Source organism: Streptomyces sp. NPDC002701 (assembly GCF_042889045.1).
GTDB lineage: Bacteria > Actinomycetota > Actinomycetes > Streptomycetales > Streptomycetaceae > Streptomyces.
On the sequence record NZ_JBIAQL010000022.1, the window covers coordinates 75,849 to 102,784 of the forward strand.

Annotated in this window: 23 protein-coding genes and 1 pseudogene; 11 read left to right on the forward strand and 13 right to left on the reverse strand. The window is 68.3% G+C overall.

Annotation, left to right across the window (positions count from 1 at the left end; genetic code table 11):
- Positions 1-16 precede the first annotated feature (16 nt).
- Positions 17-1,675 carry a molybdopterin-dependent oxidoreductase gene (locus ACFYXC_RS35115; protein ID WP_389556422.1) on the reverse strand — a complete coding sequence of 553 codons (1,659 nt, stop codon included), beginning with the start codon at positions 1,673-1,675 and terminating at the stop codon, positions 17-19.
- A 352-nt stretch (positions 1,676-2,027) separates the two neighbouring features.
- A complete protein-coding gene (locus ACFYXC_RS35120) occupies positions 2,028-2,156 on the reverse strand; it encodes a hypothetical protein (RefSeq protein WP_389556424.1) in 129 nt (42 codons plus the stop codon).
- A 66-nt stretch (positions 2,157-2,222) separates the two neighbouring features.
- Here ACFYXC_RS35120 and ACFYXC_RS35125 point away from each other — a divergent pair, with 66 nt between their 5' ends.
- Entirely contained in the window at positions 2,223-2,435 is a 213-nt protein-coding gene (locus ACFYXC_RS35125) for a hypothetical protein (protein WP_389556425.1), read from the forward strand.
- Positions 2,436-2,631: 196 nt separating this feature from the next.
- On the opposite strand, the gene ACFYXC_RS35130 is transcribed toward ACFYXC_RS35125, so the two are convergent.
- The gene (locus tag ACFYXC_RS35130; protein WP_389556427.1) at positions 2,632-4,164 is read right to left on the reverse strand and encodes a UDP-N-acetylmuramoyl-L-alanyl-D-glutamate--2,6-diaminopimelate ligase; all 1,533 of its coding nucleotides are present in this window, start codon (positions 4,162-4,164) and stop codon (positions 2,632-2,634) included.
- Positions 4,165-4,800: 636 nt separating this feature from the next.
- Between ACFYXC_RS35130 and ACFYXC_RS35135 the strand changes: the two genes are divergently transcribed.
- A complete protein-coding gene (locus ACFYXC_RS35135) occupies positions 4,801-5,310 on the forward strand; it encodes a DUF5994 family protein (RefSeq protein WP_389556429.1) in 510 nt (169 codons plus the stop codon).
- A 389-nt stretch (positions 5,311-5,699) separates the two neighbouring features.
- Here ACFYXC_RS35135 and ACFYXC_RS35140 read toward each other — a convergent pair whose 3' ends face one another.
- A complete protein-coding gene (locus tag ACFYXC_RS35140) occupies positions 5,700-6,155 on the reverse strand; it encodes a YybH family protein (RefSeq protein WP_389556459.1) in 456 nt (151 codons plus the stop codon).
- A 114-nt stretch (positions 6,156-6,269) separates the two neighbouring features.
- Here ACFYXC_RS35140 and ACFYXC_RS35145 point away from each other — a divergent pair, with 114 nt between their 5' ends.
- Both ACFYXC_RS35145 and ACFYXC_RS35150 read left to right on the forward strand, forming a co-directional pair.
- Complete coding sequence (locus ACFYXC_RS35145) at positions 6,270-6,923, forward strand: TetR family transcriptional regulator (protein WP_389556431.1); 654 nt, start codon at positions 6,270-6,272, stop codon at positions 6,921-6,923.
- Between the two features lie 245 nt (positions 6,924-7,168).
- Complete coding sequence (locus tag ACFYXC_RS35150) at positions 7,169-7,324, forward strand: hypothetical protein (RefSeq protein WP_389556433.1); 156 nt, start codon at positions 7,169-7,171, stop codon at positions 7,322-7,324.
- 220 nt (positions 7,325-7,544) lie between these two features.
- On the opposite strand, the gene ACFYXC_RS35155 is transcribed toward ACFYXC_RS35150, so the two are convergent.
- The 3 genes from ACFYXC_RS35155 to ACFYXC_RS35165 form a co-directional block, all read right to left on the reverse strand.
- Complete coding sequence (locus tag ACFYXC_RS35155) at positions 7,545-8,102, reverse strand: TIGR03086 family metal-binding protein (protein WP_389556435.1); 558 nt, start codon at positions 8,100-8,102, stop codon at positions 7,545-7,547.
- A gap of 539 nt (positions 8,103-8,641) precedes the next feature.
- Entirely contained in the window at positions 8,642-8,791 is a 150-nt protein-coding gene (locus ACFYXC_RS35160) for a hypothetical protein (protein WP_389556437.1), read from the reverse strand.
- Positions 8,792-8,940: 149 nt separating this feature from the next.
- Complete coding sequence (locus tag ACFYXC_RS35165) at positions 8,941-10,089, reverse strand: epoxide hydrolase family protein (protein ID WP_389556439.1); 1,149 nt, start codon at positions 10,087-10,089, stop codon at positions 8,941-8,943.
- A 99-nt stretch (positions 10,090-10,188) separates the two neighbouring features.
- On the opposite strand from ACFYXC_RS35165, the gene ACFYXC_RS35170 reads away from it, so the two are divergent.
- The 4 genes and pseudogenes from ACFYXC_RS35170 to ACFYXC_RS35185 all read left to right on the forward strand — a co-directional run.
- Positions 10,189-10,854, forward strand: a complete 666-nt coding sequence (locus ACFYXC_RS35170) for a TetR/AcrR family transcriptional regulator (RefSeq protein ID WP_389556440.1) — start codon at positions 10,189-10,191, stop codon at positions 10,852-10,854.
- Positions 10,838-11,233: a PPOX class F420-dependent oxidoreductase gene (locus ACFYXC_RS35175; protein ID WP_389556442.1), complete on the forward strand. Its 396-nt coding sequence runs from the start codon at positions 10,838-10,840 to the stop codon at positions 11,231-11,233. The genes ACFYXC_RS35170 and ACFYXC_RS35175 overlap by 17 nt, the downstream gene beginning before the upstream one ends.
- A 280-nt stretch (positions 11,234-11,513) precedes the next feature.
- Positions 11,514-12,692 carry a Cmx/CmrA family chloramphenicol efflux MFS transporter gene (locus tag ACFYXC_RS35180; RefSeq protein ID WP_389556444.1) on the forward strand — a complete coding sequence of 393 codons (1,179 nt, stop codon included), beginning with the start codon at positions 11,514-11,516 and terminating at the stop codon, positions 12,690-12,692.
- A 1,099-nt stretch (positions 12,693-13,791) separates the two neighbouring features.
- A pseudogene (locus ACFYXC_RS35185) lies at positions 13,792-14,064 on the forward strand (pyridoxal-phosphate dependent enzyme); the annotation flags it as partial.
- Positions 14,065-14,143: 79 nt separating this feature from the next.
- On the opposite strand, the gene ACFYXC_RS35190 reads toward ACFYXC_RS35185, so the two are convergent.
- Positions 14,144-15,835, reverse strand: a complete 1,692-nt coding sequence (locus ACFYXC_RS35190) for an endo-1,4-beta-xylanase (RefSeq protein ID WP_389556460.1) — start codon at positions 15,833-15,835, stop codon at positions 14,144-14,146.
- Positions 15,836-16,889: 1,054 nt separating this feature from the next.
- Positions 16,890-17,030, reverse strand: coding sequence for a hypothetical protein (locus tag ACFYXC_RS35195; protein ID WP_389556445.1), 141 nt, complete (start codon positions 17,028-17,030; stop codon positions 16,890-16,892).
- 1,495 nt (positions 17,031-18,525) lie between these two features.
- On the opposite strand from ACFYXC_RS35195, the gene ACFYXC_RS35200 reads away from it, so the two are divergent.
- Entirely contained in the window at positions 18,526-20,016 is a 1,491-nt protein-coding gene (locus tag ACFYXC_RS35200) for an FG-GAP and VCBS repeat-containing protein (protein WP_389556446.1), read from the forward strand.
- Positions 20,017-20,196: 180 nt separating this feature from the next.
- On the opposite strand, the gene ACFYXC_RS35205 is transcribed toward ACFYXC_RS35200, so the two are convergent.
- Together ACFYXC_RS35205 and ACFYXC_RS35210 are read right to left on the reverse strand one after the other, a co-directional pair.
- The gene (locus ACFYXC_RS35205) at positions 20,197-20,946 is read right to left on the reverse strand and encodes an ABC transporter permease (RefSeq protein ID WP_389556447.1); all 750 of its coding nucleotides are present in this window, start codon (positions 20,944-20,946) and stop codon (positions 20,197-20,199) included.
- A 138-nt stretch (positions 20,947-21,084) separates the two neighbouring features.
- Positions 21,085-22,113, reverse strand: coding sequence for an ABC transporter substrate-binding protein (locus ACFYXC_RS35210; RefSeq protein ID WP_389556449.1), 1,029 nt, complete (start codon positions 22,111-22,113; stop codon positions 21,085-21,087).
- A gap of 270 nt (positions 22,114-22,383) precedes the next feature.
- On the opposite strand from ACFYXC_RS35210, the gene ACFYXC_RS35215 reads away from it, so the two are divergent.
- Together ACFYXC_RS35215 and ACFYXC_RS35220 are read left to right on the forward strand one after the other, a co-directional pair.
- On the forward strand, positions 22,384-23,169 hold the full coding sequence (locus ACFYXC_RS35215; RefSeq protein WP_389556450.1) for an ABC transporter ATP-binding protein: 786 nt from the start codon (positions 22,384-22,386) through the stop codon (positions 23,167-23,169).
- Complete coding sequence (locus tag ACFYXC_RS35220) at positions 23,166-24,110, forward strand: LLM class F420-dependent oxidoreductase (protein ID WP_389556452.1); 945 nt, start codon at positions 23,166-23,168, stop codon at positions 24,108-24,110. The genes ACFYXC_RS35215 and ACFYXC_RS35220 overlap by 4 nt, the downstream gene beginning before the upstream one ends.
- Positions 24,111-24,157: 47 nt before the next feature.
- On the opposite strand, the gene ACFYXC_RS35225 is transcribed toward ACFYXC_RS35220, so the two are convergent.
- Both ACFYXC_RS35225 and ACFYXC_RS35230 read right to left on the reverse strand, forming a co-directional pair.
- The gene (locus tag ACFYXC_RS35225; protein ID WP_389556462.1) at positions 24,158-24,502 is read right to left on the reverse strand and encodes an alpha-L-rhamnosidase C-terminal domain-containing protein; all 345 of its coding nucleotides are present in this window, start codon (positions 24,500-24,502) and stop codon (positions 24,158-24,160) included.
- 72 nt (positions 24,503-24,574) lie between these two features.
- Complete coding sequence (locus ACFYXC_RS35230) at positions 24,575-26,836, reverse strand: CocE/NonD family hydrolase (protein WP_389556454.1); 2,262 nt, start codon at positions 26,834-26,836, stop codon at positions 24,575-24,577.
- Positions 26,837-26,936: the final 100 nt, after the last annotated feature.

The window sequence follows — 26,936 nt, forward strand, 5'->3', positions numbered from 1 at the left end:
CTTCGGCAGGGCGCGGTCAGTCGATGGTGACCACCACCGAGTGCCAGCCGCTGGCTCCGTCGGGGACGGTGCGGGTGCGCCGCTCGGTCTGGATCCGGCCGGCGCGGTCGGTGGCCCGGACGGCCAGCGTGTGTCCGCCTTTGGTGGCCTTCCAGGGAAACGACCACTGGCGCCAGGTGTCGCGGGTGTCCTCGGCTGCCAGGTCCGCCTGCTGCCAGGGGCCGTCGTCGATGCGGACCTCAACCCTGTCGACGCCGTGGTGCTGGGCCCAGGCGACGCCGGCGACCATGACGGTCCCCGTGGTGGGCCGCGCGAACGGCTTGGGGGTGTCGATCCGGGACTGGGTCTTGATGGGCGCCCTGCGGGCCCACTTCCGCTTCACCCAGTAGGCGTCGTAGGCGTCGAACGTGGTCAGTTCGATGTTCTCGATCCATTTGCAGGCCGAGACATAGCCGTACAGGCCCGGCACCAGCATGCGGACCGGGAAGCCGTGCTCGAAGGGCAGCGGCTCGCCGTTCATACCGACCGCAAGCAGCGCGTCACGGCCGTCCATGACGTCTTCCACCGGGCTCCCGATGGTCATGCCGTCGACCGAGCGGGCCACCAGCTGATCGGCCCGCCCGCCCTCGGAGGGAGGTCTTACTCCGCACTCGGCGAGGAGGTCCGCCAGGCGCACGCCGATCCAGCGGGCGTTTCCCACATACGGGCCGCCGACCTCATTCGACACACACGTCAGCGTGATGTGCCGCTCGACGAGTTCACGGCGCAGCAGGTCATCGAAGGTGACGGTCATCGGGCGGGTCACGCCCTTGCCGTGGATCCTCAGCCGCCAGGTGGAGGCGTCCACCTTCGGTACGACCAGCGCGGTGTCCACCCGGTAGAAGTCCTTGTTCGCTGTCACGAACGGGCTGACGCCGGGGATCCGCAGTTGAGCGCGCTTCGGCACCGGGGCGGCGACGGAGGCCGCAGCCGGCAGACGCAGGCTGCTGCGCGATGCCACGGCGTTCTCGCCGCGGGCGTTGTTGAGGGTCCGTCCGACGGCGCCCGCCGTGGTGGACGCTGCCGCGGCGGCGGTGGCCGCAATGATGAAACCGCGCCGGTCCCAGCGTGCCTCCCTCGTCCCAGCGGCCGAACCGACTGGCTCGGCGGCCGTGGGGATGTCCTCGCGCGACTGGGTGGCCGTCGCGGGCGTATGCGTGGGCTTGCCGCTGCCAAGCCTTCCCATCAGGACATACAGCACGCCGGCCCCGAAGACCGCGCCGACCACGGAGGGAAGGGCGTCCGTCCAGCTCATCGAGTCGGGACGGCTTGTGGCAGCCCACGCGCCCACCACCCCGAACACGAGCACACCCCCCGCGCCCACTCTGCGCCGGTAAGCGGCCAGCACTCCGAGAAGCAGGGCGAGAACTGTCAGAGTCGCCAGGATTCCGAGCTGCAGAACCAGTTTGTCATTGGTGCCGAAATGGCGGATCGCGTAGTCCTTGACCGCTGCAGGCGTGCGGTCGATGGCGGCGGACCCGACCGCAATCACGGGCCCTGACTGCGGCCGCACTGTCGCGGACACCAGCTCCGCGACCGCCAGCGCCGTATAACCCGCCACGAGGCCACTGACGACCCCGAGCAGACAACGACGCCAAGCGGGCCTGGCCCTTGGCACTTTCTGGTCTTCACTCACACAGGGAATCCGAAACAGACCGGCTCCTGGATTGGCCGCCCACTCCATTGAATGAACATGGATTTTCGACCAAACTTTTCGCTGCGCAGCTTCGTATCACTCACAGCGTTCTGTGCCAAAAGTGCCTGTCGCGGGACACCCCGCTCCCGCTCGAGCCTGGCGTTTGACATCTCGGTCGACCGCGACCCCGTACTTGCTGAGCCTTTTACGGTTGTGCGCCGGGCGTGCGAGTGGCGCTCGTCCGATCCTGTGTTCCGTCACGGATGCACTTGACCAGTTCGAAGGCCGCGTAGCGATGGGTGTGCTGTACCAGCGCGTCCCAAGGATGATCCCCGGTAGCGGACACCGGGTTTCACGTGCCGAGTGACAGCGGACCTGACGTGATCGGCTGTTGTTCAAAATCGGCTGGCGTGAGGTGGCCGAACGCGGAATGCGGGCGGCGCCGGTTGTCGTACGACAGCCGGCGGAACAGCTCGAGCACTTCGCGGTCCAGCGCCTCCAGTAGAGCAAGCGAATTTACACGCGACTCCCCGCTGGAGTGGCAATCGTGGAGGAACTGCCCGCTCCGAGCGGTGCGCATCCGAGGACTGAGCGCTGGTCCCGCGTCGAACTGCGGGTGGGCCGGCTCGTCTGGCTGTCCGCCGTGCTCGCCTCACTGGACCGGCCCTTCGCCGAACGTTCAGGTGAGCTGCGCGGCTTCGTCGAGGCTCTCGCCGAACATCTCACGAACTGCGCCAGGCGAAGCGCAGCTCGCGAATGACGGGTCGGTCAGCCGTCCGACTGGTCAGCTCAACCCTCGGACTTGCGATGTGGGCTGCCTGACGACGACGTTGAAGCTGCACCCGCCGGACGCAGGAGATCTTCTCGCTACACCTTGGCCAGGTCATCGTCCGGCAGTCGGCCCGCGTAGCGCGCAGCCCTGTCCTCCCCGTTGATCGAAGATCTCCGCCGTCGGTCTACGAACAGGCGGCAGTGGCGGTCCGGAGTGCAGGCATGCGGGCGGCTTCCTGTTCCAGGGCGAGTTCCCGCACAGTGGCCATGTCGCTGAAGGGAAGCAGTTCCTCGCCGACGATCTGGTGCGGTTCGCTGCCCTTGCCGGCGATGAGGACGACGTCCTGTGGGCTTGCGGCCGACAGAGCGAAGGCGATCGCTTCGCGGCGGTCGGTGAGCCGCTCGAAGGGTGTGCCCGTCACGACGAGGCCGGGGGTTATCTGGTCGAGGATGGCCTGCGGGTTCTCGTTACGGGGGTTGTCCGAGGTCAGGACGCACAGGTCGGAGTGGCTCCCGGCGATCCTTCCCATGTCGGCCCGCTTGGTGGTGTCCCGGTCGCCGCCACAGCCGAAGACAGTGATCACCCGGCCTGATGTGTAGCCGCGGATGGTGGTGAGGACCTTGTCGAGGGAGTCGGGGGAGTGTGCGTAGTCCACGATCACGGAGGTGCCCTCCGGTGTCTCGTAGCGCTCGAACCGGCCCGGTACGGGCGGCATCCGGTCGAGTGCGGTGACCAGGGCTGCCAGGTCGTGGCCCAGGACGTGACAGGCGGCCACGGCAGCCAGGGCGTTGGACACCGAATACCGGCCGGGGAACGGGATCCACGCCGGATACGCGTGTCCGCCGTGGTGGAGAGTGAACTGTGTACCGGAAGCACTCACGGTGAGGTCGGCCGCCCGGTAGTCCGCTGGTACGTCGAGGGCGTAGGTGGTTACCGCGCCGGGCATCAGCGCGCCTATCCCGGCCCCGACGGCGTCGTCGGCGTTGACCACCGCGTGCCGGCACAGGCCCTGGAAGAGGCGGAGCTTGGCGTCGCGGTAGTTGTCCATTGTTCCGTGGTCGTCCAGGTGATCCTGCGTCAGGTTGGTGAAGACCCCGACATCGATGAACGTGCGGTCCACCCGGTGGGTCAGCAGGGCCATCGAAGTGGCTTCCAGTACGACGCCGTCGACCGCGCGGTCACGCATGTGGCCCAGCAGGTATTGCAGGTCGGGCGACTCCGGAGTGGTGAGCACGGAATGCGGCATCGGGATCAGCTCGTCACCGATGCGGCTGCCGGCCGTCCCGATGACCCCCACTTTCGCCCCGGCGGATATCCGCAGGACGGATTCGACCATGTACGAGACCGAGGTCTTCCCGTTGGTGCCGGTGATCGCCACCATGTCCATCCGCCGCCCCGGTTCACCGAAATACCGAGAGGCCACGACCGCGGCCGCCTTCCGGACGTTCGGCACCCGCACGGCACATCCGCCCGCGGGTTGCAGCGACGCCAGAAGCTCCGGATCCGTCCCCTCGATGAGTACGGCCGCGGCTCCACGGGCGAACGCGGCCGACACGGAGCCAGGCCCGCCCTCCGAGTGGCCGGGTACGGCGATGAAGACGGAACCGGGCGTGACCCGGGCGACGTCGAAGGTCACCCCCGCGGCGACCGATGTCCTGTCCGGGTCGCCCTGGAGCACGTGGTATTCCTCTCCGGCCAGCAACTCGCTCAGCTTCATGATGATCCCTTCGAAGTGGCGCGGCCCGATCGTGCGGGCGCGGCCAGGCGGCAGCACCGGCGTAGGCGGGAAGCTGCTGTGGTGAGGTGGAGCGAAGTGGAAGACCACCCGGCAGGGTCGGCAGGAGGGCTCCCGGCCCGGGAGCAGGTTCTCAGGACGGTATGAAGGACCAGCGAGCCGGTGCGAGGCCCGCTAACCGTGACCGTGGAGGGCGATACGCCGGGTCCTGAGTGTCCCGACGGTGACCGGCACAACCCGAGCGACGACTCGTGGACACAGTCCTGAGGCGGCCCGCTGCGGGCACTGCCTCGTGGAACCCGTGCAACCCATGAGTGCGAGTGTACGGCCGCGTCGGCGCCCCGCAGCCCACAGCGGCGGTGCATCCGAGACATCCTGCCCCGGACGACGACGCAGGGTGAGGGCCCGCGCCTCCTCCTGGACACCGGCCTGGCCGCGAAAGGCCCGCAGGGAAAGGCGAGATGCGGCGCTGTGCGCGGTCACACACCGGACAGGCGCGCGAAACACGGTACTCTGAAGGAGCCGCGAACACTTCGTATGTCGACCTTCATGTCGCTTCGTTCCCGGTTCACGCCGACACCGGACCTCAGCCGTCCGGGACAGGGGCCGGTCCTTCTGATGACCACGGTTCTGCAGACCTCCTCCTCTCCTCCGGTACGCCTGCTCATGGCACCGCTCGGCGCGGGGCCGCGCCGTATCGACGGCGTGTGGTGGCCACGTACCGGTGATCTCCTCACCGAACTTCCGCTGCTGCTCGGTGCACTTCCCTACAGCTGGGCGCGAGTCGCCTCGGTCACCGTGAGCGGTTCGATGTGGTCGTCGATGCCGGGACGGATGCTCGTGGCCAACCAGGTGGTCGAGCTGCACCGGGCCCGCGTGGTCCGGGACCCGCACACCATCTGCCTGCTCGCACCTGGCATGGGGCGGTGGGACCTGGCCGTGGTGCCCCCACAGACGACGGAGGCGGAGGCGCAGCGGCTGATGGCGGATGCGGTGGCGATGGAGGCGACCGCGGTCGCGGCAGTGATGGAGGTCGCGGAAGCCGTGGCAGCGGCGCCGGACGGCGAGGTCATGAAGGCATCCGGACCGCGGGACGACCGCCAGGTACACGGGACGACGAACGGCTGACCGGTGCCTGGAGGTGCGGTCGTCGAGCGGATCACCTGATTGGCCGCGTCCACCGTGAAGATGAGGGGACATCAGATCTGCGTGCGCCGGAACGCGGCCCCACAAGGAGCTCACTCGTTGCGGACGGTGGACGGGTGCCGCAGCCAACCCGAGTGACTACGGCACCCGCCCCTCCGTCGCTGCGCAGCATCGGGAGCGGAAAGATTTCTTGCCGGTTGGGCGTGCGGTTGTCGAGCCGAGCCTGCGAGGCGCGAACGCCTGGTCCCGGCTGGTCCGGCCGAGGCTTCCGTCCCTGCTGAGTGCGCGCGGTTCCGGGCTTCCTCAGGGGAGGTACGACGGGCATTGGCGTGTGGGGCCGTCTTGGTGGTTCGGACCGCCGGGCAGACCTGTCAGCCTCGCTCCCACAGCGGCAGCCGGAACATGGCGTAGGTGAACTTGCCGCTGATACGTCCTGCGGTGTCGAAGTGGAACACGTCCACACCGTGCCACTGCATGCGGCCGCCGTAGCGCGCACGGGCGAACAGACGCAGTGGCAGAGGCACATGACGGCCGGACTCTCCGCTCATGTCGAGCCGGCAGGCCCAGCGGATCGTGGCACGCCGGTTCGGCTCGTCGACGATCTTGTCGTACACGGCGAAGTGCATGGTGCCGTAGCGCCCGGCGAAGTGCGGTTCGAACTCTTTGCGGATCGCCGCGGTGCCACGTCGCTCCGGAAGGTGTCCGGGCAGGTAGACGGCGTCGTCGGCGAAGAAGGACATGACCTTGTCGAGATCAGGGCTCGGCTCGTTGAAGGCGGCAACGAAGTCGTCAATGGTCTGACTGAGGTTGGTCGAGGTGGTGGAGATGGTCTTTCACTCCCGGGAGCGCGATGGGGTTGTCGGATGCCGGGACATTAACAGAACACCAGTCCCTTAACAAGAGATGGGTGTTCTGTTAGATCTGGACTAGGATGAACGCTCATGTCAGCGCCATTCCAGCGGGCTCGACGCCCTGATCAGAAGGACCAGCGCCGCGAGGCCATCCTCACCGCCGCTCGGGAGCTCGCCGAGCGCTCCGGCGTGGCCAGGGTCAGCCTGCAGGACATCGCCACCGCGGTCGGACTCGCCAAGTCCAACGTGCTGCGCTACTTCGGGACGCGTGAGGAGATCTACCTGCATCTGCTGATGAGCGCGGGTTCTGAGTGGGCGAGCGCGGTCAGTGCCCGATTGCAGGAGGTGAGTGGGACTGAGGCAACAGCGGGCGTTCTCGCGGATGCCTTCGTGGACCGGCCGCTCTACTGCGATCTGACCACGCACGCGGAGACCATGCTCGAACACAATGTGTCCGTGGAGGCGCTGAAGGTCTTCAAGGGGTGGGCCATCGACACCTACTGGGCGATCGGTCGGCGCATCTCCGCTTCCTGCCCGGAGCTGACCCCTGCCGATGGAGCCGCACTCGTGATGACCGCCAGCGCTTTCGTCGCGAAGCTGTTTCCCATCACCCGTCCGCCTGAGGCGCTGCGCGAACTGTACGCGCGCGAGCCGGAGATCGCGGGAGCGTTCCCGCCGTTTCGCGCGACACTGAAACGCATGGTGGCGGCCACGGCGGCCGGCCTTCCTCTGGTGCGCTCGTAGACGACTGAAAGGGTGCCAATAGACGCGGGATAAGATTCCGGTTGCCTCTGCGAGGGACGCGAACCGGGGCCGAGTCGACCGCGACGGCAGCTGACTGCCCAAAAGTATCCCGCCCCTCCCTTCGAGCACCCCCAGCAATCCAACCCGATGCATGTAGTCCAGAGTCCAGGTCCTTGCGGTACTTCCATTCACCCTGTGCCTGCGAAGGCCCTGACACGCGCCACCAGCAGTGGAGGCTGGTCCCAATGGGCCCGGCGACCGACACCCCGCGGGTGTACGAGATCGCGAACCACAGCAGCGGTCTGCTCCTGCGTGTCGACACCAACGCCCGCACGGTGATCAAGGAGCACGCATCGGAGGGCGACCATCAACGCCGACAGTGGCAACTGCTGCCCGTCTGACACAGACAGGCAGCAGCGAGGGCGTCCCGGACAACCGCGGCACCACCTACCAGCACATGCCGAGTTCATCCAGCGCCGCCTGGCGTTCTGGGCTGAGTCGCGCGGCCGGCGCCGGCTGTTGTCCACGAACGCTCGGCTGCACCTGGTGGATGGCCTGCCGCTGCTGCGCCGTGGCCCCGGCCGGCGTGCGGGCATGCCGTGGACCGGGTTCGTCTCACCGCTACGGAGTGCGTCCGGTGATGGCCAGCACCCGGTCGAGCAGTGGCGCGGCCGCGTCGACCTCGACGGCTGTGCCCCACAACTGCGGGACCGGCGCGTTCGGGACGAACTCGGCGACGTGGTCCAGGCAGGCCCGCAATGTCTCCTCGGGCAGCGCGAAGGGCTGGCGGGTGGCCTTGGCGAGGTCCCAGCCGTGCACCACCATCTCCGTGAACGCGATCTTGCCCCACAGCTCGTTCGGCAGCTCCAGGCCCCCCGTCGAGGTGCAGCCCTGCCAGGCGGCCGGGTCCTGCCAGGCGTCGCTGAGTTCCGAGACGTGATGGGCGGCGTCCTTGCGTCGGACGTCGTCGCGCTGCGTCCCGCCGGATCGGGACGTATCGGCCGGCTCGTTGCCTTCCTTGCGTGCGAGCGAGGCGAATCCCTGCGCCACCATGCCGACGTGGTCCATCAGGTCCCTGACGGTGTATTCGGCGCAGGGGGTGGGGCCGTCCAGCTGGTCGTCGCGGATGCCTGCCAGCACGTCGGTCATCCGGCGGCAGGCGGGGCGCAGGTCGATCACGGGTTTCTCCTCGGGGGTCGGCTCGCTGCGGGTGTGCGTTCTCGGCAGTGCAGACGACCGGCGGTCCCGGAACTCATCGGCGACGCACCGCCCGGACCGAGACGGGACGGCATGGGACAAGGCGACGGGGATCCGCTCGTTTGGCTACCGCCAGCTGGCGAGCAGCACTCCGTAACCCCGGCTTCCGGCCGATCGGCGGGATACCGGGAGCCTCTGACCTGCGCAACTGTACGAGCCCAGGGACCGGGACAGCGGTTACGTCGGCCCGGACATCCTTGCGCACCGAGCCTGTCACGACCTGCTCCTGCGGCAACTGACCGGCGGCCCGAGCGACTCACCACACCAGGCCGGAGGTCACCGAAGCCGGAGGAACCTGGAGCCGATGCGGCTCGGCCACCACACACGGTGACACCGGGACCGACCTCAACGAGGAATACACGACACCAGAACATGCGGGCCTATCGGTCCCGAGGCCGGAGCTCCAAGAGCGCTTGCACGGGATCGAGGGTGCGGGACATCGTCTGGATGCGCGCGATCGGTCAGTGTGGCGTGAAGGTGTCGACTGTCAGGGCGCCGGTGTCGTCCATGCGGACCTGGTCGGCGAGTTGGGCCAGGATCTGTTCGGGTTGCAGGCCGGTTCGGACGGCAGTGGCCCGCAGTCGGCGCCTGGGGTCGGCAGACAGCCACACCCGCCGTTAGCTCATTGCGCGTGTCCTGCCGTACCTGATGCCACGCGGCCTGGCGGGCACGGGCATCCGTCCTGCGGTCCTCGCGTTGCCGTGCCCAGAGGCTGCCCTGCACCTCCTGCTCGGGACGGTAGAGTGCCCAGCCCTCCGTCTCAGCGCAGTGAGCGGAAGGTCGTGCGGATTTCCTCGGTCAGGACGGAGGGCTGTTCGAGAGCCGCGAAGTGCCCGCCGCGGTCGAGCCGGCGGTAGTGCAGGACGTTGGTGTATCGCCGTTCGATCCATCGCCGGGAAGCCTGGAGGGCCTCGCCGGGGAAGACACTGAAGCCGGCCGGTACGGGGTTCGGTCCGGAGGGGGTGGACGGCTCTCGCTGCGTTTCCCAGTACAGACGCGCCGAGGAGGCTCCGGCGTTGGGCAGCCAGTACATCATGATGTCGTCCAGGATCTCGTCGCGGTCGATGACTGATTCGGGATGACCGTCGCTGTCCGTGACGTCCTGGAAAAGGGTGTAGATCCACGCGGCCAGCCCGGAAGGAGAGTCGGCCAGGGAGTAGCCGATGGTCTGCGGCCTGGTGGACTGTTCCTTGAAGTAGCCGCTCAGCAGCGTCTGGTAGTTCCGCGCCCTGGCCAGCATGCGCTTCTCGTCCGGTGTCGCCTCGCTGATCTCCTGGGCGGTGGGGAACACCATCGGCAGGTTGACGTGCATGCCGAGGAGGCGTTCGGGCGCCTTGCGGCTGAGAGCTTCCACAACGGCCGAGCCCCAGTCGCCTCCCTGCGCGACCCACTCGCCGTAGCCGAGGCGGGCCATGAGCTCGATCCAGGCGTCGGCGATCCGGGGGACTCCCCAACCGGTCGCCGTGGGCTTCTCGGAGAACCCGAAGCCGGGCATCGAGGGAACGACGACATGGAAGGCGTCCTCGGCCCGGCCGCCGTGTGCGACGGGATCGGTCAACGCCCCGATCAGGTGCCGGAATTCGAGGATCGAGCCGGGCCATCCATGGCAGAGCAGGAGCGGCAGTGCCGTCGGTTCGGGCGAACGCACGTGCAGGAAGTGCACGCCGACACCGTCGAGAACGGTCCTGAACGATCCGAGGTCGTTTATCTCCCTCTCGCAGCGCCGCCAGTCGTAGTCGGTGGCCCAGTGCTCGCACAGCGCGCGGATCTGCTCCAGCCGCGGACCCTGGTCCGAGCCGGTTTCCCGGTCCGGCCAGCGCGTGTCGGCGAGTCGGCGGGCGAGGTGGTCGAGCTCCTGGTCGGCGACTGCCACGGGGAACGGCTCGATGGTCAGGGGGTGAGATGACATGGGGTATCTCCCTGGACGGGGGGCGGGACCCCACCGTAACGCAGAAGTGGAATGTGAATTCAACTTGATAATAAGTTTTCCACTTACTACGCTGTGTGTATGGCCCAAGCCCCCCTGCGCCGCGATGCGGAGCGCAACCGTCAGCTCCTGCTGGAGGCGGCACATGCCCTGATGGCCCGTGATGGACTCGAGGTGACGTACCAGGAGATCGCCACCGCGGCCGGGACCGGCATGGGTACCGTCTATCGCCGGTTCCCCGACCGGCAGGAACTCGTCGACCTCTTGTTCGCCGAACACATCGACGCCGTGGTCGAGCTCGCTCGGGAGGCGTGTCGGCTCGACGATCCCTGGGCCGGCCTCACCTGGTTCATGGAGAGACAGCTCGAGCTCGAGGCGGGCAACCGTGGCCTGGGCCAACTGCTGCGCGGCGGCCATCAGTCCTCCGAACTCGTGATCCGGGGGCGCGCTCAGATCACGCCGCTCGCCGCAGATCTGCTCGATCGGGCGATCCGCGCCGGGCGGCTGCCGGCCGAGGTCACCCCGGTCGATCTGGTCACGGTCCACCTCATGGTCGGTGCGGTGATGGACGCCTCCCGGGAGATCGACCCGGATCTGTGGCGACGTGCCCTCACCGTGGCACTCGCCGGACTCCAGCACGCCGCACTGCCCGACCGCCGACCGGACGATGAACTCATCGACCGCCTTTTCGGTGTCCCCCCGACATCGCGAGACAAGAAGGCCGCCACCAATGATCCTGCCGAATGACCTGGTCGACATCCTGCGCACACCGGCCCTCTGTTTCGTGACCACCCTTATGCCGGACGGATCCCCTCAGATCACCCAGACATGGGTCGACACCGACGGCGAGAACATCCTCATCAACACGGTGACCACTCACCAGAAGATGAGGAACATCGCCCGCGACCCACGCGTCGCCGTCGGCATCGCGGACCCCGCCGAGCCTGCCCGCTACTGGGCGGCCCGTGGCTCCGTCACGTCATCCACGACGCAGACAGCCGAGGAACACATCGACAAGCTGGCGCGCAAGTACCTGGGGCGCCCTTACCCGCAGTTCGGGGGCCGGCCGCAGGAACGCGTCCTGCTGACGATCCGAGTCGACAACCTGCACACTCCGCGCCACTGACCCACCAGACCCCCTGGTTGTCGCGGAACATGACATCGGTGACAGGCCACTGCCGGTGAAACCGGGGTGCTTCGACGGGTACCGGTCGGGTAGCGTGCGGGTCATGTCGAGTCCTGAGTCAGACAGGGTGGGGGCTTTCGGTCACGCCGTCAGCCCCCTGAACCACTGAGTTCGTAGCCCTGTCGTCGCACCGCATTCCGTGGTGGGACACGTGTGCCCTGGGGCTGACCGCGGTGACGAGATGACTTTCTCGTGCCTCTCCTCACCCCGGAGCCACTCGATGCCTCTTCCGCTGTATCTGCTCGCCCTGGCGGTCTTCGCCATGGGCACCTCGGAATTTATGCTCGCCGGCCTCTTGCCGGACATCGCCTCGGACCTCGACGTCACCGTCGGGACAGCAGGCACACTCACCTCGGCCTTCGCGGTCGGCATGATCGTCGGCGCTCCCCTGGTGGCCGCACTTGCCCGCAACTGGCCCAGGCGCTCCTGCCTTCTGGGGTTCATCCTCGTTTTCGCGGCAGCTCATGCCGTGGGCGCCCTCACCACGAGCTTCCCGGTGCTGTTCACGACCCGGGTCGTCGCCGCGCTCGCGAACGCAGGGTTCCTTGCCGTCGCTCTGACGGCTGCCGCCACTCTGGTTCCGTCCGACAAGAAGGGACGCGCGCTGGCCGTGCTGCTGTCGGGCACGACGGTGGCCACGATCGCCGGTGTCCCCGGCGGGTCGGTACTCGGCGCGTGGCTCGACTGGCGGGCCACCTTCTGGGCCGTCGCCGCTCTCTGCCTGCCCGCCGCCATCGGTATCCTCACCGGGCTCCCCGCGCGCCGTGCGCCCAACGACGCAACTGGCGGGCCAGACTTGCGAGCGGAGCTCGCCCAGCTCACCAGGGGGCGGCTGGTCCTGGTGATGCTGCTCGGCGCGCTGGTGAACGGGGCGACATTGGGAAGTTTCACCTTCCTCGCCCGGGTGGTGACCGGCACCGCCGGGCTGGGTGAGTGGTGGATCTCTGTCGTACTGGTGCTCTTCGGTGCCGGTTCCTTCGTCGGCGTCACCGTCGCCGGACGGCTGTCTGACCAGCGTCCCGGCCTGGTCCTGGCAGTCGGTGGTCCGCTGCTGCTTCTCGGCTGGCCGGCCCTGGCCATGCTCGCCGACGAGCCGGTTGCCCTGTTCCTTCTCGTGTTCGTGCAGGGCGCGCTGTCGTTCGCGCTGGGCAGCATGCTGATCACGCGGGTTCTCTACGAGGCCGTACGAGCCCCCGCCATGGCCGGCTCGTACGCGACCGCGGCTCTCAACGTCGGCGCCGCCGTGGGCCCCCTCATCGCCGCGACCACTCTCAGCACCGCGGCCGGGGACCGCGGGCCGCTGTGGGCAAGCGGGTTCCTGGTCGCTGTCGCGCTCCTCATGGCCTTCCCCCTCCGCTCTGTGTTCACAGCCGACCGAAGCATTGAGGTGCTCCAGTGACCCATGCGAACGTCCCCCCTTTGAACGTCGAGAGAAGGTCCGGTGTGCGGGCGCGCCTCAGGGGACCGGGTGCGGGGGCTCGCGCGTCGGCGGGCCTCCGCGCGTCTTCGTCTACTCACCGCGATCTGGCTCCTTTTGTCAGTCTGGGTGAAGGGGCATACCCGTGGGACGGGGTTTCCACTGGAATTGACGAAGACATGAGTGTCTGCCACGAAGGAGGCTTCTCCTGGTAGCCGTCCACCACGGCGACGGCCATCGGGAGGGAGAACAGATGAGGCTGCAGACAACACGGCTGCGCCGGGCCATAGCGGCGGTTGTCGCTCTGGTCTGCGGGCTTGTGCTCCAAGTCTGTATGACAGGGGTCGCTAGCGCCGCGGGCACCGCCCCGGCACCGGCTACGGCGGCTGAAGCGTCGGCTTCGCCTTCGTCGGACGTGTCCGCCGCGTACTTGTCCTGTACGGTTCCGTCCGGCTACACCTACACCTCGGTGACGAACACCACGACCTGCTCCACCAGCGGCTTTGCTCCGCTCTATAACGTAGTGCAGCCCAGGACAGGTCTGTGGGCCTGCACCGTCCCACGGGGTTTCACTTACACCGCAACCTCGAGCACCATTGTCTGCTCCACCAGCGGACTCAGTACCAGTTACCTCCTCCGGGCAGTCTGAGTGGCTGTTGTCGTTGCGAGCTTGAGGGATGTTCGCCGAACGGGAGTCTCGATCGGGTGATCGCCGCCTGCCGCGGTGGAGCCCCGAACCCCGGCTTCCGGGGTGTCAGGGAAGACCACGGCACGAGTCGGGTCCTGCCCCACCCGGCATTGCACAGGTGCCCCGCCTTCGCTATCTGTGAGCGCGGGGCATCCTTCGACGGCACCGGACCCCTACCAGCGAGCGCATGCCGAGTTCATCCTTCGGGTGTGGAACTCCCGGATGGCGGCGAGGTCGGTGGTCTACTGCTGGCCCCGGGGGTGCCGGCACCGGCACTGCGACCGACCTTCCGCCGGTGGGTCTGCTGGTGCTTGCAGCGCGGCGGCACCCAGCACAGCTGCGGTGGCGGCAATTGCTCGCGGAGTGCCATCCGGCGGCCTTAGGCTGAGGGTCGTGCAGGAGACGCGTCTTGAGACTGCTGGGATCCGAGCGGCCCGCCGGGTGATCGACCCGGCATTCCTCGGCACTCCGCTGTACCGCTGCGAGGCGCTGGAACCTCACCTGGGATGTGCGGTGAGTATCAAGCTCGAAACGGCGAACCCGGTCCGCAGTTTCAAGGGCCGCAGCTCCGAGGTGGTCGCGAGCCGGCTCGCCGAGGACGGCCCGCAAGCCTTGGTGTGTGCGAGTGCAGGCAACCTCGGCCAGGCATCCCCGCGGGCGCGGGGATGGTCCCCTCTCACCGATGTACGCCCGGTTCGTCAACCGCTGCTCCCCGCGCCTGCTGGCATGGCGACGGCGTCCGCCCTCACCTGCTCACCAAGGCATCGAGGAGGCGTTCGTACGCCAGCTTCGGCCGCAGAGCCGCGTCCCACGGCAGGGAATCGGCCGTGCGCGGAGGATAGATCTTGGTGTCGGCGGTGGAACCGTACCGGTCGGTGAATCCCCATGTGGAGAACGAGGTGCAGTTCGGCTCCTCCAGGCAGACCCGCAGCTTGCCTGCCATCTCATCAGCCTGGGTCTGCCGCCCGTCCTCCTCGTCCTCACCTATGGGGACGTCCATCTCCGACACCCGCGCCTGAATCCCGAGTTCCGCCAGATCCCGCACATGGCTGCGGAAGGTCTCCGGGTCGGTGCGGTCGCCGGGTGCGTACTCATGGTTCTGGAAACCCACGCCGTCGATCGGTACGCCGCGTTCCTTGAGCCGCTTGACCAGATCGTAAAGGGCGTCCCACCGCTCGCCTTCCTCTTCGACCCCGTACTCGTTGAGGAACAGCCGTGCCTTCGGATCGGCCCGGTGGGCGGCCCTGAACGCCTCGTCGATGTACTCCTCGCCCATGGCCTCGAACCACGGGCTCTGCTCAGAGCGCAGACCGAGATCTCCGTTGGTGTAGCTCTTCTCGTCGTCGGACATGGGCTCGTTGACCACATCCCATTCCGCGACCTTTCCCTTGAAGTGCCCGGCGACCATGGCGATGTGCCGGAGCATGACCCGGCGCACCTCCTCGGGGTCGTCGTTCTCCCGCATCCAGTTGGGCAGAGCCTCGTGCCAGACGAGAGTGTGCGCGTGCACCTTCATGTCGTTTGCGCGGGCGAAGCGTACGAGTAGGTCCGCGTCGCGGAAGTCGTAGACGTCCCGGCGTGGGTGGAGGAACTGTGGCTTGAACGCGTTCTCCGGAGTGAGCATGGAGAACTGGCTCCCCGCGAGTGCCCGGTAGCGTGAGTCGGTGAGCAGCGGGTTCTCGGCCAGAGCGGCGCCGACGTCGAACGGCCGCCCCACGTCTGCGGCCCGCGCACGCAGCGAGTCGTCGGACTGCTCCTGGCGTAGCCGCGGCGCCTTGATCACGCGGAGCGAGTCACCGCTCTCTGCCCGCGCTCTCAGCCGCGTCAGACGCCATCCCTCGCGGCGCCCGTCTTCGCCCGCGTCCGCCTCCAGACCGAACCAGACAGTGCCCTCGGCGAACACCCCCGGGTCCTGCACGGTTCCCAGCCGCCGCCCGTCGGCTTTCACACGGAAGGTGTCACCGATGCTCGACACGGCGAGCGTCACCGTCCCGGAGCAGCCGCAGTGGAAATCCTTGGAGGTGGCCGGCTCATCGCCCTCGCCGTCCCATATCTGTACCGTCACGTGGCCGTCGGCGGTCACGCCGACGCGGAGTGAGGGCCGCTCCTGCCGCCACTCGTCGTAGATGATCGGTACCCGTCCGTACAGCCGCAGCCATGAGTCGCCGTCATCGTCACCCACACCGGACATGCGCGCGGTGACGGTGAAGTCGCCATCGGACCTGAGATGCGGGCCGGCCAGGTTCAGCGGGGGGTTGGGCTGGCCGCCGGAGGAGTCCTGCTCCACGATGTGCCGATCCGATGCGCTCACTCGCAGGATGTCGTTCCGTGCGGTGGTACCCGGCATCTGCGTCCAGTCGTGGTTCCGCAGCAGGTCTTCGTCGTTTCCGCCGTCCGCGTCTTCGCCCTGCCCCGTACACCCGGCCGCCACCGCCATGACGAGCACCACGGCGGTCAGTCGCCGCCACGTCCCCCCACCAAGGCCCACGGCCCCTCCCGCTCTCTTGTTCGAGACGAGATCAACGTCTCTAAGCCGGGCTACAGTTCATCACACAGGACACCGTCCCGATGCCCACGATTGGGCAGTGGGGTGAAGACGGTGTGGGACGCCCTGCCCGTTCGCAGCATCGTGTACCAGCGCATGCCGAGTTCATCGAGCCCTGCCAGGTACTCCGAGGCTCAATTCGGCGGTCCGGCCGAACGGGCGTCCAAGAACGCCACGAGTTCCACGGCTTCCTGCCGCTCTCCCCGGCACCGTTCACGTCGCTCTGAGGCCGCGTATGGCGTACAGGGGGCAGCCGTCGGGCGGCTGTGGTCCCAACCGCCCGACCGACCGCCCGGTACGTCGTATTGCCGTCGTCGTCGCCGTCACCGGTACCGCGGTCATGGAGCCCGCGCGATCGGGCCCCGCCCCGGCGGTGACCGCCCCAGTTGCGCCGGCTGCCTCTGCCGGCCTCGCGGCTGCGGCTGCGGCCGCAGTCAGGGCCGGGGTGGCATCGGTCAGTTCCTGGTCGATGGAGGTCCAGAGCAACGCGGTGCTGCATGCGCCGGAAGCCGACGTGCCAGTGCTGCTGTTCGAGGTGGACAACTGCACGGAGTCCGCGGACGTGCTGGCGGCGAAGTTCGACCGCATCGCCGAGGACCGGAAGCTCATCGATGTCGAAGCGCAGCCTGGCCCGGTGGCTCCATGCCCGCAGGAACGCCCGGGACTACGAGACCCGGCTCGAGCGCTCCGAAGCCATGCTCACCCTCGCCGCCATCACCTCATGACACGCCGCCTCACTCGCCAGACCATCTACCCCACATCGGTAGCCCCCTGACCGGCAGCAGCAGTTCAGGCGATCTGAAACCCGGGCGGAGCCAGTCCAGCTCGTTCGGGCGGCTGTCGCTCCCCGAGGGCATGCCCGGCATCAGCACGACGGCTTCCGTCTGAGAGCCGGTCCGATCGAGAGGAAAGGCCCGCCAGCAAGCTGACGGGCCCACGATCGATATCAGGTTCCCCATGCCCGTGACGGGGGGATGGGGTGGCCACCGCAGCAGGCGAGGGTCTGGGGCTGGTTCGCGCTGGCGAGCGGTGCCACGGCGAGCACCGCTGCCAGCGCCACGAACAAGCCGAGCACGGCTTTCTTCATGGCATCTCCTTGGTAGAGCAGATATCGGGTCCCGTCAGACGCGCTGCTGGCAGAGGGTTACGGCTAGCCGGGCGGCAGTGGCCCGCAGCAGGCCGCGGTCTGTGTCTGGTCGGCGTCAGCGAGCGGCGCCACAGCGAGGACAGCCGCCAGTGCCACGAACAAGCCGAGTACGGCTTTCCGCATGGGATCTCCTTGGCTAGGGGCATCTGGTCCAGCCTTTCCGCCGGCGGGCGGTGCTACCGCGAGCACAGCTGCCGGCGCCACGAACAGGCCCAGGAAGGCGACGCTCGCCGTGGTGTTGACGTAGGTGTGGGGGCCAGATGCGACAGGCGAATATGTGACGCCGTTGACTATCACATGGTCACCGCAGGGACGTCATCGAACCAGGGGCACAGGATTCGTGGTGATCGATAACATGCTCGCTATCGCAGCAAGTCGGGCAGTGGAGGAGGGCTTCTCCGTGGGGGCGTCCGTACCGAAGGAACCGAGCATCCATCAGCTTCGGCTCTATCTCACGCTAAGCGAGGAACTCCATTCCCGGACGTGCCACCGCGCACTCGCCCAGGTGCTGCCCTGCACGTCCTGCTCGGGACGGTAGAGCTCTCAACTCTCTTTCTCCATCAGGGCGGCCACACGCCGCCACTCGCCATGCCGGGCCGTCCACTGCTCGGCAAGGTTTTGGGGGTCACTCGCGTACGGGCCACGGCTGCCGGGGGAGTGCAGCTGTTGACCGACCTCCGCCCCTGCCGCCCGGCAGCCGCGACCTTGTCCGCCGCCTGCTCCACGCTCAAGCCCTCGCCCTGGCGCCGCGCCATAGAACGGGCCACATCCTCCGCACTCCACATCACACACTCCCCTGCGCCGCCCACCCGAGTCCGAGACCGGCCAACTGGGCACGACGGCCCGGCCGCCCACGCCGTTCATCTCGACAGCAGGCCGGAAGGTGCCTCAGGCTTCGTTGCCCTGTCGCGCCGCTGGGTGGTGGAACGATCCTGGGCATGGTTGATGCATGCCCGACGTCTGGTCGAGGACCATGAACGGCTGACCGAGAGCTCCGAAGCGATGCTCAACCCCGCGGCCATCAGGCTGATGCTCCGGCCGCTCACTCGCGGGCCTGCCCAGCCCACCGCCGCTCGTCCTCGGCCGGGGGTGAGCCACTGAGAGCGGCCTGAACGTGTTGGTCGACGTCGGGCACGGGGTCGGGTCGGTGTTATTCGATCACGGGGCTGCATACGGATTGCTGCTCGGCCACGACATGGTCCCCGTTCTCTCAGAACCCGTTCATCGACCACCCCGAGTGGGTCGAAGCGATCTGTTAGACCGACGGTGACACGCGCTGAACTCCCCGTGCGAACAACGGAGTTCAGCGCCACACCTGTCTCCTCGGTTACGAATCCATGACATTGGGACGTACAACTGGGATCGCCCGGCTCGAGTCGTACCCACTGAACGCGGCCTTCCGCGTACAGAACCGACCGACTCGAAAGGCTCACGTATGTCCCGAGCACACCGCCGAACCCGTACCGCGCTCACCGCACCCCTGGCAGCCGCGGTGCTGCTCGCCGGAGGATTTGGCGCCATGGCTCTCACCGGCGGCCCGGCGCTGGCGGCCACCGGGTCCGCGGACGCGCAGGACGACTTCAACGGCGACGGATACGCCGACCTGGCCGTGTCGGCTCCGGACGCCACGATCTCCGGCAAGGCCAAGGCGGGCTACGTGGCCGTCACGTACGGCTCCGCCAATGGGGTCTCCGCCGCCAACAAGAAGCTCATCAGCCGCTCCACCAGCGGCGTTCCCGGCTCCGCCACCGCAGACCAGCGCTTCGGGACCAACTTCACCAAGGGCGACCTGGACGGCGACGGCTTCAGCGACCTGGTGATCTCGGGTGGCAGTCCCGGCTCCGTCATCCTGTGGGGCTCCGCCTCCGGACTCACCGGCGGCACGGCCATAGCCGGGTACGGGCAGTCCCCCACGACCGGCGACTTCGACGGTGACGGCAAGACGGACCTCGCCCTGTTCTCCTACCTGTCCGGCTCGGGCGACGACCCGTCGAGCGGCGACGCCACCGTGTGGAAGGGCCCGATCTCCCGCGCCGGCACGCCCACCGCCACCCTGCCGCTGCTGGACAAGGCCGACTGGTGGGGCTACGACACCCCCGACGCCTCCTGCGCCACCAACGGCATCGGCTGCCGGGAGGACGGCGACTCGATCACCGGTCCCATCCGCTCCACCCGGACCGGCGACGTCAACGGCGACGGCAAGGACGACATCGTCGCCTGGAAGTACGCGGGCGACGGCCAGTGGCGCAACCACCTGCTCCTCGGCGGCGGCAGCACGGGCTTCACCACCGGCTGGACCCCCTCGGACGGCACGGCGACCGGCACGGGCACGGGCATCGGGGACGTGAACAACGACGGCTTCGACGATGTCGTGGTGGGCAACTACTGGAACGGCGGCAAGGTCCAGATCGCGTTCGGGTCGGCCTCCGGCCTGTCCGAGGAGCGCGTACAGACCTTCGACCAGGACCTGCCCGGCTTCCCCGGCGTGGAGGAGGAGGGCGACGAGACCGGCTCCACGATCTCGGTGGCGGACGTCAACGGTGACGGCTTCGGCGACATCGCGCTCGGCATCCCGGGCGAGGACATCGGCGACATCACCGACGCCGGGTCCATCGCCCTGGTCCCCGGCAGCGCCACCGGTGTCACGGGCGCCGGTACGCAGACCTTCCACCAGGACACCGCCGGGGTCCCCGGAGTCGCCGAGAACGACGACCAGTTCGGCGCGAGCAGCGCGCTGCTGGACGTCGACGGTGACGGCCACGCCGACCTCGCGGCCGGTTCCCTGGCCGAGAACAACTGGAACGGCGCGGTCTGGGTGCTGCGCGGCACGGCGACCGGTCTCACGACCACGTCGTCCCTCGCGTTCGGCGCCGGCGACCTCTCGGCACCCGCCACGGGCGCCCGCTTCGGCGCGCTCCTGCGCTGAGCGAGCTGATCGGGCAACGGGGGTTCGGTGGGGCGGCCTGGCGCCGCCCCACCGCCATGTCCGGCCGGCCGGCCGACGACACGACACGACCCCATTTCCGAAGCGTCGGACCACAGCCAGATCGACAGCAACCAATGGCCAGCGCTTACGTGCAGACAGCTTCCAGCCTAGGTTCTTACGTCATCCGCGCCAGGTCGTGTCCCTGACCCAGGGCAGTGCGAACCGTTCCAACAACACCAGGGCAAAGTAGAGAAGGATGCTCATCAACCCGATCAGGATGATCGCGGCCCAGGCGGTAGCGGTGTCGCCCACCCCGCCGGCTTGCACGATCAGATAGCCCAGCCCCGACTCACCGGCCTGGAACTCGCCGATGACCGCACCGATCGCGGCGAGCGGCATGGCCACCTTCAACCCGACGAAGATCTGCGGCAGCGCGGCGGGAAACCGCACCTTCCGGAACGCCTGCCAGCGCGAGGCATCCAGCGAGCGCGCCAACTCGGCCAGGTCCGCCGGGGTCGATGTGAGGCCCGTCGCGGTGGACAGCACGATCGGGAAGAAGCAGAGCAGGAAGACCATGGTCAGGACCGGCTTCTGCCCCCATCCGAGCGCCCCCACCAACAGTGGCCCGAGCGCGATCTTCGGAACCGCGTTGACGGCGACCAGCAGCGGCGTGAACATGCGCTCCAGTACCCGCGAGGCTGCCAGCGACAGTCCGATCAGAACTCCGCAGGCGCTGGAGAGAACGAAGCCGACCACCGTCTCCACCGTGGTGTCGCCGGTGTGTTGCAGGAACCGGACGGGGGTTGCGGTGAACGCGGAGAGCACGGCTCCCGGCGGAGGCAGTACTGCCGGGTGGATCATCTCCAGCACCGACGTGAGAAGCCACCACACGCCGAGCGCGACCAGCAACCCGGCCACCGGCAGCAGCACGACGCCGACGCGCGTCCCGCGACGGGGACCGACTCGTGGCATGGGCGCCGGCTCAGGGCCCGCCGTGGGGGACTGCTGCGGCCTCGAGAGCTCGGTCATCCCATCCTTCTCCAGTGCGGCTCCTCACCAGCGGCGCGGTCAGGCTTTCGGCACCAGGCCGAAGTCGATGATCTGCTCAGGGGTCATCCCCTTCGGCAGCGTGCCCGCGTCCTCCAGAATCCTGATGCTCCTCGACACCCGCTCGGGGTCCAGCGTGCCGAGCGCCGTGCCGGAACCGTCCTTCGGTGTGACGTACGCGGCCATCAACTCCAACTCGGCTGCCGCAGCGGCCGGATTCGTGGTGTCCACGTTCCGCTTCAGGATCTCAGCGGCTTCCTTCGAGTGGGCGAGGCTGTACTTCAAGCCTTTGAGCAGTGCGGCGGTGAACCGCCGTACCATCTCCGGATCCTTCTCGGCGATCTTCGTCGACGTGATCAGCACGTTTCCGTACAGGTCGGGGATCACGTCGCTGTAGGGCAGCAGCACGGCCTTCTTCTTCGTCACCGCCTCGATGGTCGGCTTGCCCACCACGAACTGGCCGATACCGTCCACCGAGCCGCCGGCGAGCGTGCCCATCAGGGTCTGCGCCTCGCCGTTGACCCAGGTCACCTTGTCGGCGTCCACGCCGGCCAGCCGGGCGTACGTCGGGAAGAGGTTGCGTACGACCGAGCCGGGCGTGTCCGCGAGCCGTTTACCCTCGAGGTCCTTCGGTGTGGCGATGCGGTTGCCCTCGGTGGTGGCGATCGCGGCCATGGTGCGCTGCTGGATGGCGGCCACCGCGACGAAGTCCTTCGCCTGACCGTTGCCCAGGTGCAGCAGACCTCCCGTCAGGTCGATGGGGCCGAACTGCGCCTGGCCGCTCACGACGGCCGGAATCACACCGCCGGTGCCCTGCCCCGGTCTGATCCGCACGTCGAAGCCGGCCTCTTCGAAGAACCCCTTGTCCTTCGCGACCCAGGCGTACGCGTCCCGGCCGAAGCTGCCGAAGGAGGTCAGGTAGGTCACCTTCTTCAGTGCCTTGCCGTCCTCACCGGCGTCCGCGTCGGAATCCGAGCCGCCACACCCCGCCACCAGCGCCAGCGCTGTGGTCAGGGCTGCCGCGGCGACCGTACGGGCGAACCTGATCATGCGCACAGTGTTGTCCTTTCCGACCGCCGAACGCGCCGGCGGAAGGGCGTCGAGACAGACGAGACGGAACGGCAGCACGGAGCCGCCGGGGCATGACGCTTGGTGCGGGCAACAGCGTACGAGGAAGGGGTAGTTGTGAGCCAGATGTACGTCATTGGGGCATGCATCGACCGGACGACAGGTACCGCCGATCGGCCTGCTGCGGGTAGCCTGACCGGACGACAGGATCCGGACGGCACGACGATTGCCCGTGGATGGGGAGACCGCCGGATGATCAGACTCACCGGTGTGTCCCGGAGCTTCACCAGTCGGTCCGGTTCGACGGTGGCGCTCCAGGACATCGGCCTGCACATCGCCGACCGCGAGTTCGTGGCCGTGGTGGGCCGATCCGGGTGCGGCAAGTCCACGCTGCTCCGGCTGATCGCCGGTCTCCTGCCGGTCACCGACGGCGAGATCACCATCGGCGGCGAGCGCGTCACCGGCGCCCGACGGGACGTCGCCATGCTGTTCCAGCGGCCGGCCCTGCTGCCCTGGCGGTCCGTCCTCGACAACGTCATGCTGCCCGTGGAGATCTTCGGCTGGAACAAGGCGCAGCACCGCGAACGCGCGTACCGGCTGCTGGAGACGGCCGGACTGAACGGCTTCGAGAAGCACCGGCCGCACGAACTGTCCGGCGGCATGCAGCAGCGTGTCGCGCTGTGCCGGTCGCTGATGGGCGAGCCGCGGGTGCTGCTCATGGACGAGCCGTTCTCCGCACTCGACGCACTGACCCGCGCGGACCTCGCGGTGGAACTGCAGCGCATCCACCTCGAGAACTCGTCCACCGTCGTCTTCGTCACGCACTCGATAGACGAGGCCGTGCTGCTCGCCGACCGGGTGGTGGTGCTCACCCCGCGCCCAGGCCGGATCCGCAAGATCGTCGACATCGCCATACCCCGGCCGAGGACGCTGGGCCGGACCGCGCACCTGGGCGAAGTGGCCCGGTGCAGCGCCGATCTGCACGAACTGCTGATGGAACGGGACCTGTCCGGGATGGCCGAAACGGAGCGGCGATGAGCCTGCGGATCTGCGTCTTCACCGAGCCGCACCGCGGCGCCGACTACGAGGATCAGCGGCGCTTCGCACAACTTGTCGAGGCCAGCGGATTCGAGGGCTTCTTCAGGGCCGACCACTATCAGACGATGGGTGCCGATCCCGGCCTGCCCGGTCCCACCGACGCCTGGCTGACGCTCGGCGCGCTCGCCCGGGAGACCTCCAGGATCCGGCTGGGCACCCTGGTCACCTCGGCCACCTTCAGACTGCCGGGACCGCTCGCCGTGATGGTGGCGCAGGTGGACCGGATGAGCGGTGGGCGGGTCGAACTGGGCCTCGGCGCGGGTTGGTACGAGCGGGAACACACCTCCTACGGCATCCCGTTCCCGCCCGCCCCGGAGCGCTTCGATCGGCTGGAGGAGCAACTGCAGGTGATCACCGGCCTGTGGCGGACGCAGGTCGGCGAGAGCTTCAGCCACCACGGCGACCACTACCGGCTCGTCGACGCGCCCGCCCTGCCGAAACCCGTACAGGTGCCGGGGCCGCCGATCATCGTAGGGGGCCGCGGCCCCAAGCGCACCCCGGAGCTGGCGGCCCGGTACGCCGACGAGTTCAACATGCCCTTCAAGTCGGTGGCTGAGACCGCTCGCGCGTACCGACGGGTTGCCGAGGCGTGCGACCGGACCGGGCGGGCCGACGCCGGCCGGCCACCACTGGTGCTCTCGGCCGGTGTCGTGGCGGCCATCGGCCGTACGGAGACGCAAGTGCGACGGCGGGCCGCCCCGCTCCACGCCAAGAGCGCGCTGCCGCCGGAGGATGCGGTGGTCGGTTCCCCGGCCCAACTCGTGCAGCGGCTCGGTGAGTTCGCCGCGATCGGCGCGAGCCGTATCCACCTGCGGCTGATCGACTTCGATGACCTCGACCACCTGGAACTCATCGCCGGTGAGGTGCTCCCGCAGTTGTAGAGCGTGAAGGCTTACGGCACGCTGCCGCGCCGGGGCAGGGGTCGCGGTCAGGAACGCGTGCGTTCGACCTTCGTCGTGCCGGAGCCGACGGGCCCGATCCGCAGCACGGTGCCGGTGAGGTCGGTGAGCGGCGTGACCTGCGCACGTCCCTGCCCGTCGGGTGCGTTCGCGGTCGCCCGATATTCCGCCGGGTCTACGTCCCGGGTCTCGGCCTCCGGTGCCGCGCGGGAGTTGGGCGGCACCGTCACCCGAGTCGTATGGGCATCGGTCGACCGCTGTACGGAGCCCTTGACAGGGCCGCGCACGGACGGGACCGTTCCGGCCGCCTCGGTCAGGGCCCCGGTCCTGGGGTGGATGAGGAACTCGGCGGCTCCCGGGGATGCGGGCGTTATCCGGCCTTACACATGATCCGACGGGCGGGTTCCAGGGGCGATCACGGATGTCAGCAGTGGCCTCCGGTGGTGTCAACCGACGATCGGCAACTGCACGTAGCCCAGGCGGGACGGCCCCGTGTGCACCCTGTTGACGGCCCCGTCGTGGTAGGCGGGGTCGTAGGCGTGGTGCATGCCGTGCGCGACGCCGTCGTACGGCTGCACGTCGACGCGGATGCGCTGGCCCTTCTTGAGCAGCCCGGTGCTGGGGACCAACTCGATCTCCACCTCGACCTCCTCGTCAGGGACGAGCGGGGCGTAGTCGGCTTCGCGATGGGTGTGCTTGACGGTGTAACGCGTGCTGCGTTCTTCGTCGATTTTCCGATGCGATGCCTTCAGCCAGCCCATCATGAGCGGGATGGGACGATCGCCGAAGCCGCTCGTGGCGAATCCGGTGAAGTCGACTTCGTGACCGCCCTCGTCGATGACCCGTATCGACACGTAGATGTCCATGTCGTGGCTGGTGGACGAGACCGTCAAGCCGACTTTGCCGTATCCGGCGAGGATCGCGTCAGCCGTCAGCGGCGCGCTGAGGAACGAAATACCGGTGGCGCGCGGATCGGACTGGGCCGATGCGGCATCCACGCGCAGAGCCGCTCCACAGGCAGGGGGAACCAGCGCTATCTCAGCCGGATATGCCTGCTGCGCCGAGGCGGTCGGCTCGCTCGCCTCCAGCCGCAGGAACCGTCGCTCTCCTGCCGGCTGGGCCGTCTGCGTGGAAGAGGCGTCGAGGTACCAGCGGCGGTACTCGGTGCGGGCGAGGGGCCATTCGTCCTCGTGAAGGACGAGTGCGGCGCCGTTGCCGGAGCGGATCTCCAGGCGCACGGGCGGGACCGTCATGATGCCGTTGTCGATCCCCTTGAGCCAGTGGTCGAAGAATGCCTTGTGTGCGGCGACGGTCTCCTCGGCGTAGGACTTCTGGAACCAGTCGTCCCAGAGGTCGAGCTTCTTGTGCGCGGTCGGCGTGGCCAGGTAGGCGTTGCTGCCACCGAGCTGGTGGATGTGGGAGGAGTGGGTGGTGGCGGCGACCGCCCAGAGGGGGACGGTGACGTCGGTCAGGTCGGGACTCATGAAGACATCGGCCCGTGGTCCGAAGACGGCGTCCGGGTCGCTGTCGCGGAAAGGGCTGTCCCGCAGGGTTCGGATGAAGTCCGCGATGTCAGGCGTTCCCACGACCGCGGGGTCGATCCCCGCCGCTTTCCAGACGGACCAGAACTGCTCATTGAAGATTCCGCCGTTGTAGGCGACCTCCTCGTAGAGGTCCACGTCGGTGCCGATGGCGATCATGGCTTTGAGGTGCTCGGGCTTGAGGCCGGCGGCCTGGTGCTGGCTCATCGCCAGGTAGGACATGCCCCAGGTGCCGACGTTGCCGTTCGACCACGGCTGGACGCCGGCCCACTCGATACAGTCACGGAAAGCCTCGGCTCCGGCGATTCCCCAGGGGGCGAGCTGTCCGGGATTGTTGCCGGCACCGGGCATGTCCGTTCGCACGATCACGTATCCGTCGGGTACCCAGGAGGCGGTGTTGACCGTCTCGTGATTCTCGAAGGGCTGCCCGCCGGGATTGCCGCAGAAGTAGTCGTCCTCCATGAGCTCGTGCTCCTCGAGGTCGGCGACGGAACCGATGGAGTGGTGGTTGAACGCCTTGCCGTAGGGCCCTGAGCTGATGACGACGGGGTAGGTACCGGGTCGGGCGGGCCGGAAAACGTCCGCAAGGACGTATGCGCCATTCTGCAGCGGGATCTTGACGTCACGGAAGCGCAGGATGCCCATCGCGTTGCGGCGCACTTCGTTGCGGGCGTTCGCCGGCGTGCACAGAGTCCGCGAGCCGGCGTCCTCGAAGACCCCGGCTTCGTTCAGGTCCCGCAGGATCTCGGTGATGACCGGGTCGTCGGTGAACGCCCGGACCTTGTCAGCGGCGCCGGTGCCGGCGAAGTCGGCGTCGTGCCGGAAATCGATGGGCCGGCGGCCGATGATGTCGTGGACCTGCGGGGCAATCCGTGTCCCGTGGTCCCGGATGTTCTTCCGGCCCAGGGTGAACACGAACCGGGCGACGTTCGTCAGCCCGGGGTCGCGCAGCTTGGCGACATCACCGTCCACACGGGCGACGATCTGCGCCAGGTTCACCCGGGAGCGGGCGGAGACGTTGCCGATGGGCGTCGCCCCGACGAGGAAGGCGACCCGCTCTCCCTCCTCGTACAGGAATTCACCCTGGGCGCCCGTGAGTCCCTGGTGAGTGGGGGTCTCGTACTTGAGACCGGTGATCGGACCGGCCAGGAAGCCTGTCTGCGTCATGGGTTCTCCGTAAGGTGTTGGTCGGCCCGGGAGGGCCGGATGTGGCTTATGGGTTTCTGCCTTGAGTGGCTTCCGAGGAGTGGCCGTCCGGCTCTCCGGG

Bases quoted from the DNA above. Each gene is read 5' to 3' on its own strand.
- ACFYXC_RS35170 (WP_389556440.1), top strand. From the start codon at position 10,189: ATGGCCCAAGCCCCCCTGCGCCGCGATGCGGAGCGCAACCGTCAGCTC.
- ACFYXC_RS35220 (WP_389556452.1), top strand. From the start codon at position 23,166: ATGAGCCTGCGGATCTGCGTCTTCACCGAGCCGCACCGCGGCGCCGAC.
- ACFYXC_RS35145 (WP_389556431.1), top strand. From the start codon at position 6,270: ATGTCAGCGCCATTCCAGCGGGCTCGACGCCCTGATCAGAAGGACCAG.
- ACFYXC_RS35190 (WP_389556460.1), bottom strand. From the start codon at position 15,835: ATGGCGGTGGCGGCCGGGTGTACGGGGCAGGGCGAAGACGCGGACGGC.
- ACFYXC_RS35215 (WP_389556450.1), top strand. From the start codon at position 22,384: ATGATCAGACTCACCGGTGTGTCCCGGAGCTTCACCAGTCGGTCCGGT.
- ACFYXC_RS35135 (WP_389556429.1), top strand. From the start codon at position 4,801: ATGACCACGGTTCTGCAGACCTCCTCCTCTCCTCCGGTACGCCTGCTC.
- ACFYXC_RS35175 (WP_389556442.1), top strand. From the start codon at position 10,838: ATGATCCTGCCGAATGACCTGGTCGACATCCTGCGCACACCGGCCCTC.
- ACFYXC_RS35230 (WP_389556454.1), bottom strand. From the start codon at position 26,836: ATGACGCAGACAGGCTTCCTGGCCGGTCCGATCACCGGTCTCAAGTAC.
- ACFYXC_RS35150 (WP_389556433.1), top strand. From the start codon at position 7,169: ATGGGCCCGGCGACCGACACCCCGCGGGTGTACGAGATCGCGAACCAC.
- ACFYXC_RS35165 (WP_389556439.1), bottom strand. From the start codon at position 10,089: ATGTCATCTCACCCCCTGACCATCGAGCCGTTCCCCGTGGCAGTCGCC.
- ACFYXC_RS35195 (WP_389556445.1), bottom strand. From the start codon at position 17,030: ATGAAGAAAGCCGTGCTCGGCTTGTTCGTGGCGCTGGCAGCGGTGCTC.
- ACFYXC_RS35210 (WP_389556449.1), bottom strand. From the start codon at position 22,113: ATGATCAGGTTCGCCCGTACGGTCGCCGCGGCAGCCCTGACCACAGCG.
- ACFYXC_RS35180 (WP_389556444.1), top strand. From the start codon at position 11,514: ATGCCTCTTCCGCTGTATCTGCTCGCCCTGGCGGTCTTCGCCATGGGC.
- ACFYXC_RS35130 (WP_389556427.1), bottom strand. From the start codon at position 4,164: ATGAAGCTGAGCGAGTTGCTGGCCGGAGAGGAATACCACGTGCTCCAG.
- ACFYXC_RS35200 (WP_389556446.1), top strand. From the start codon at position 18,526: ATGTCCCGAGCACACCGCCGAACCCGTACCGCGCTCACCGCACCCCTG.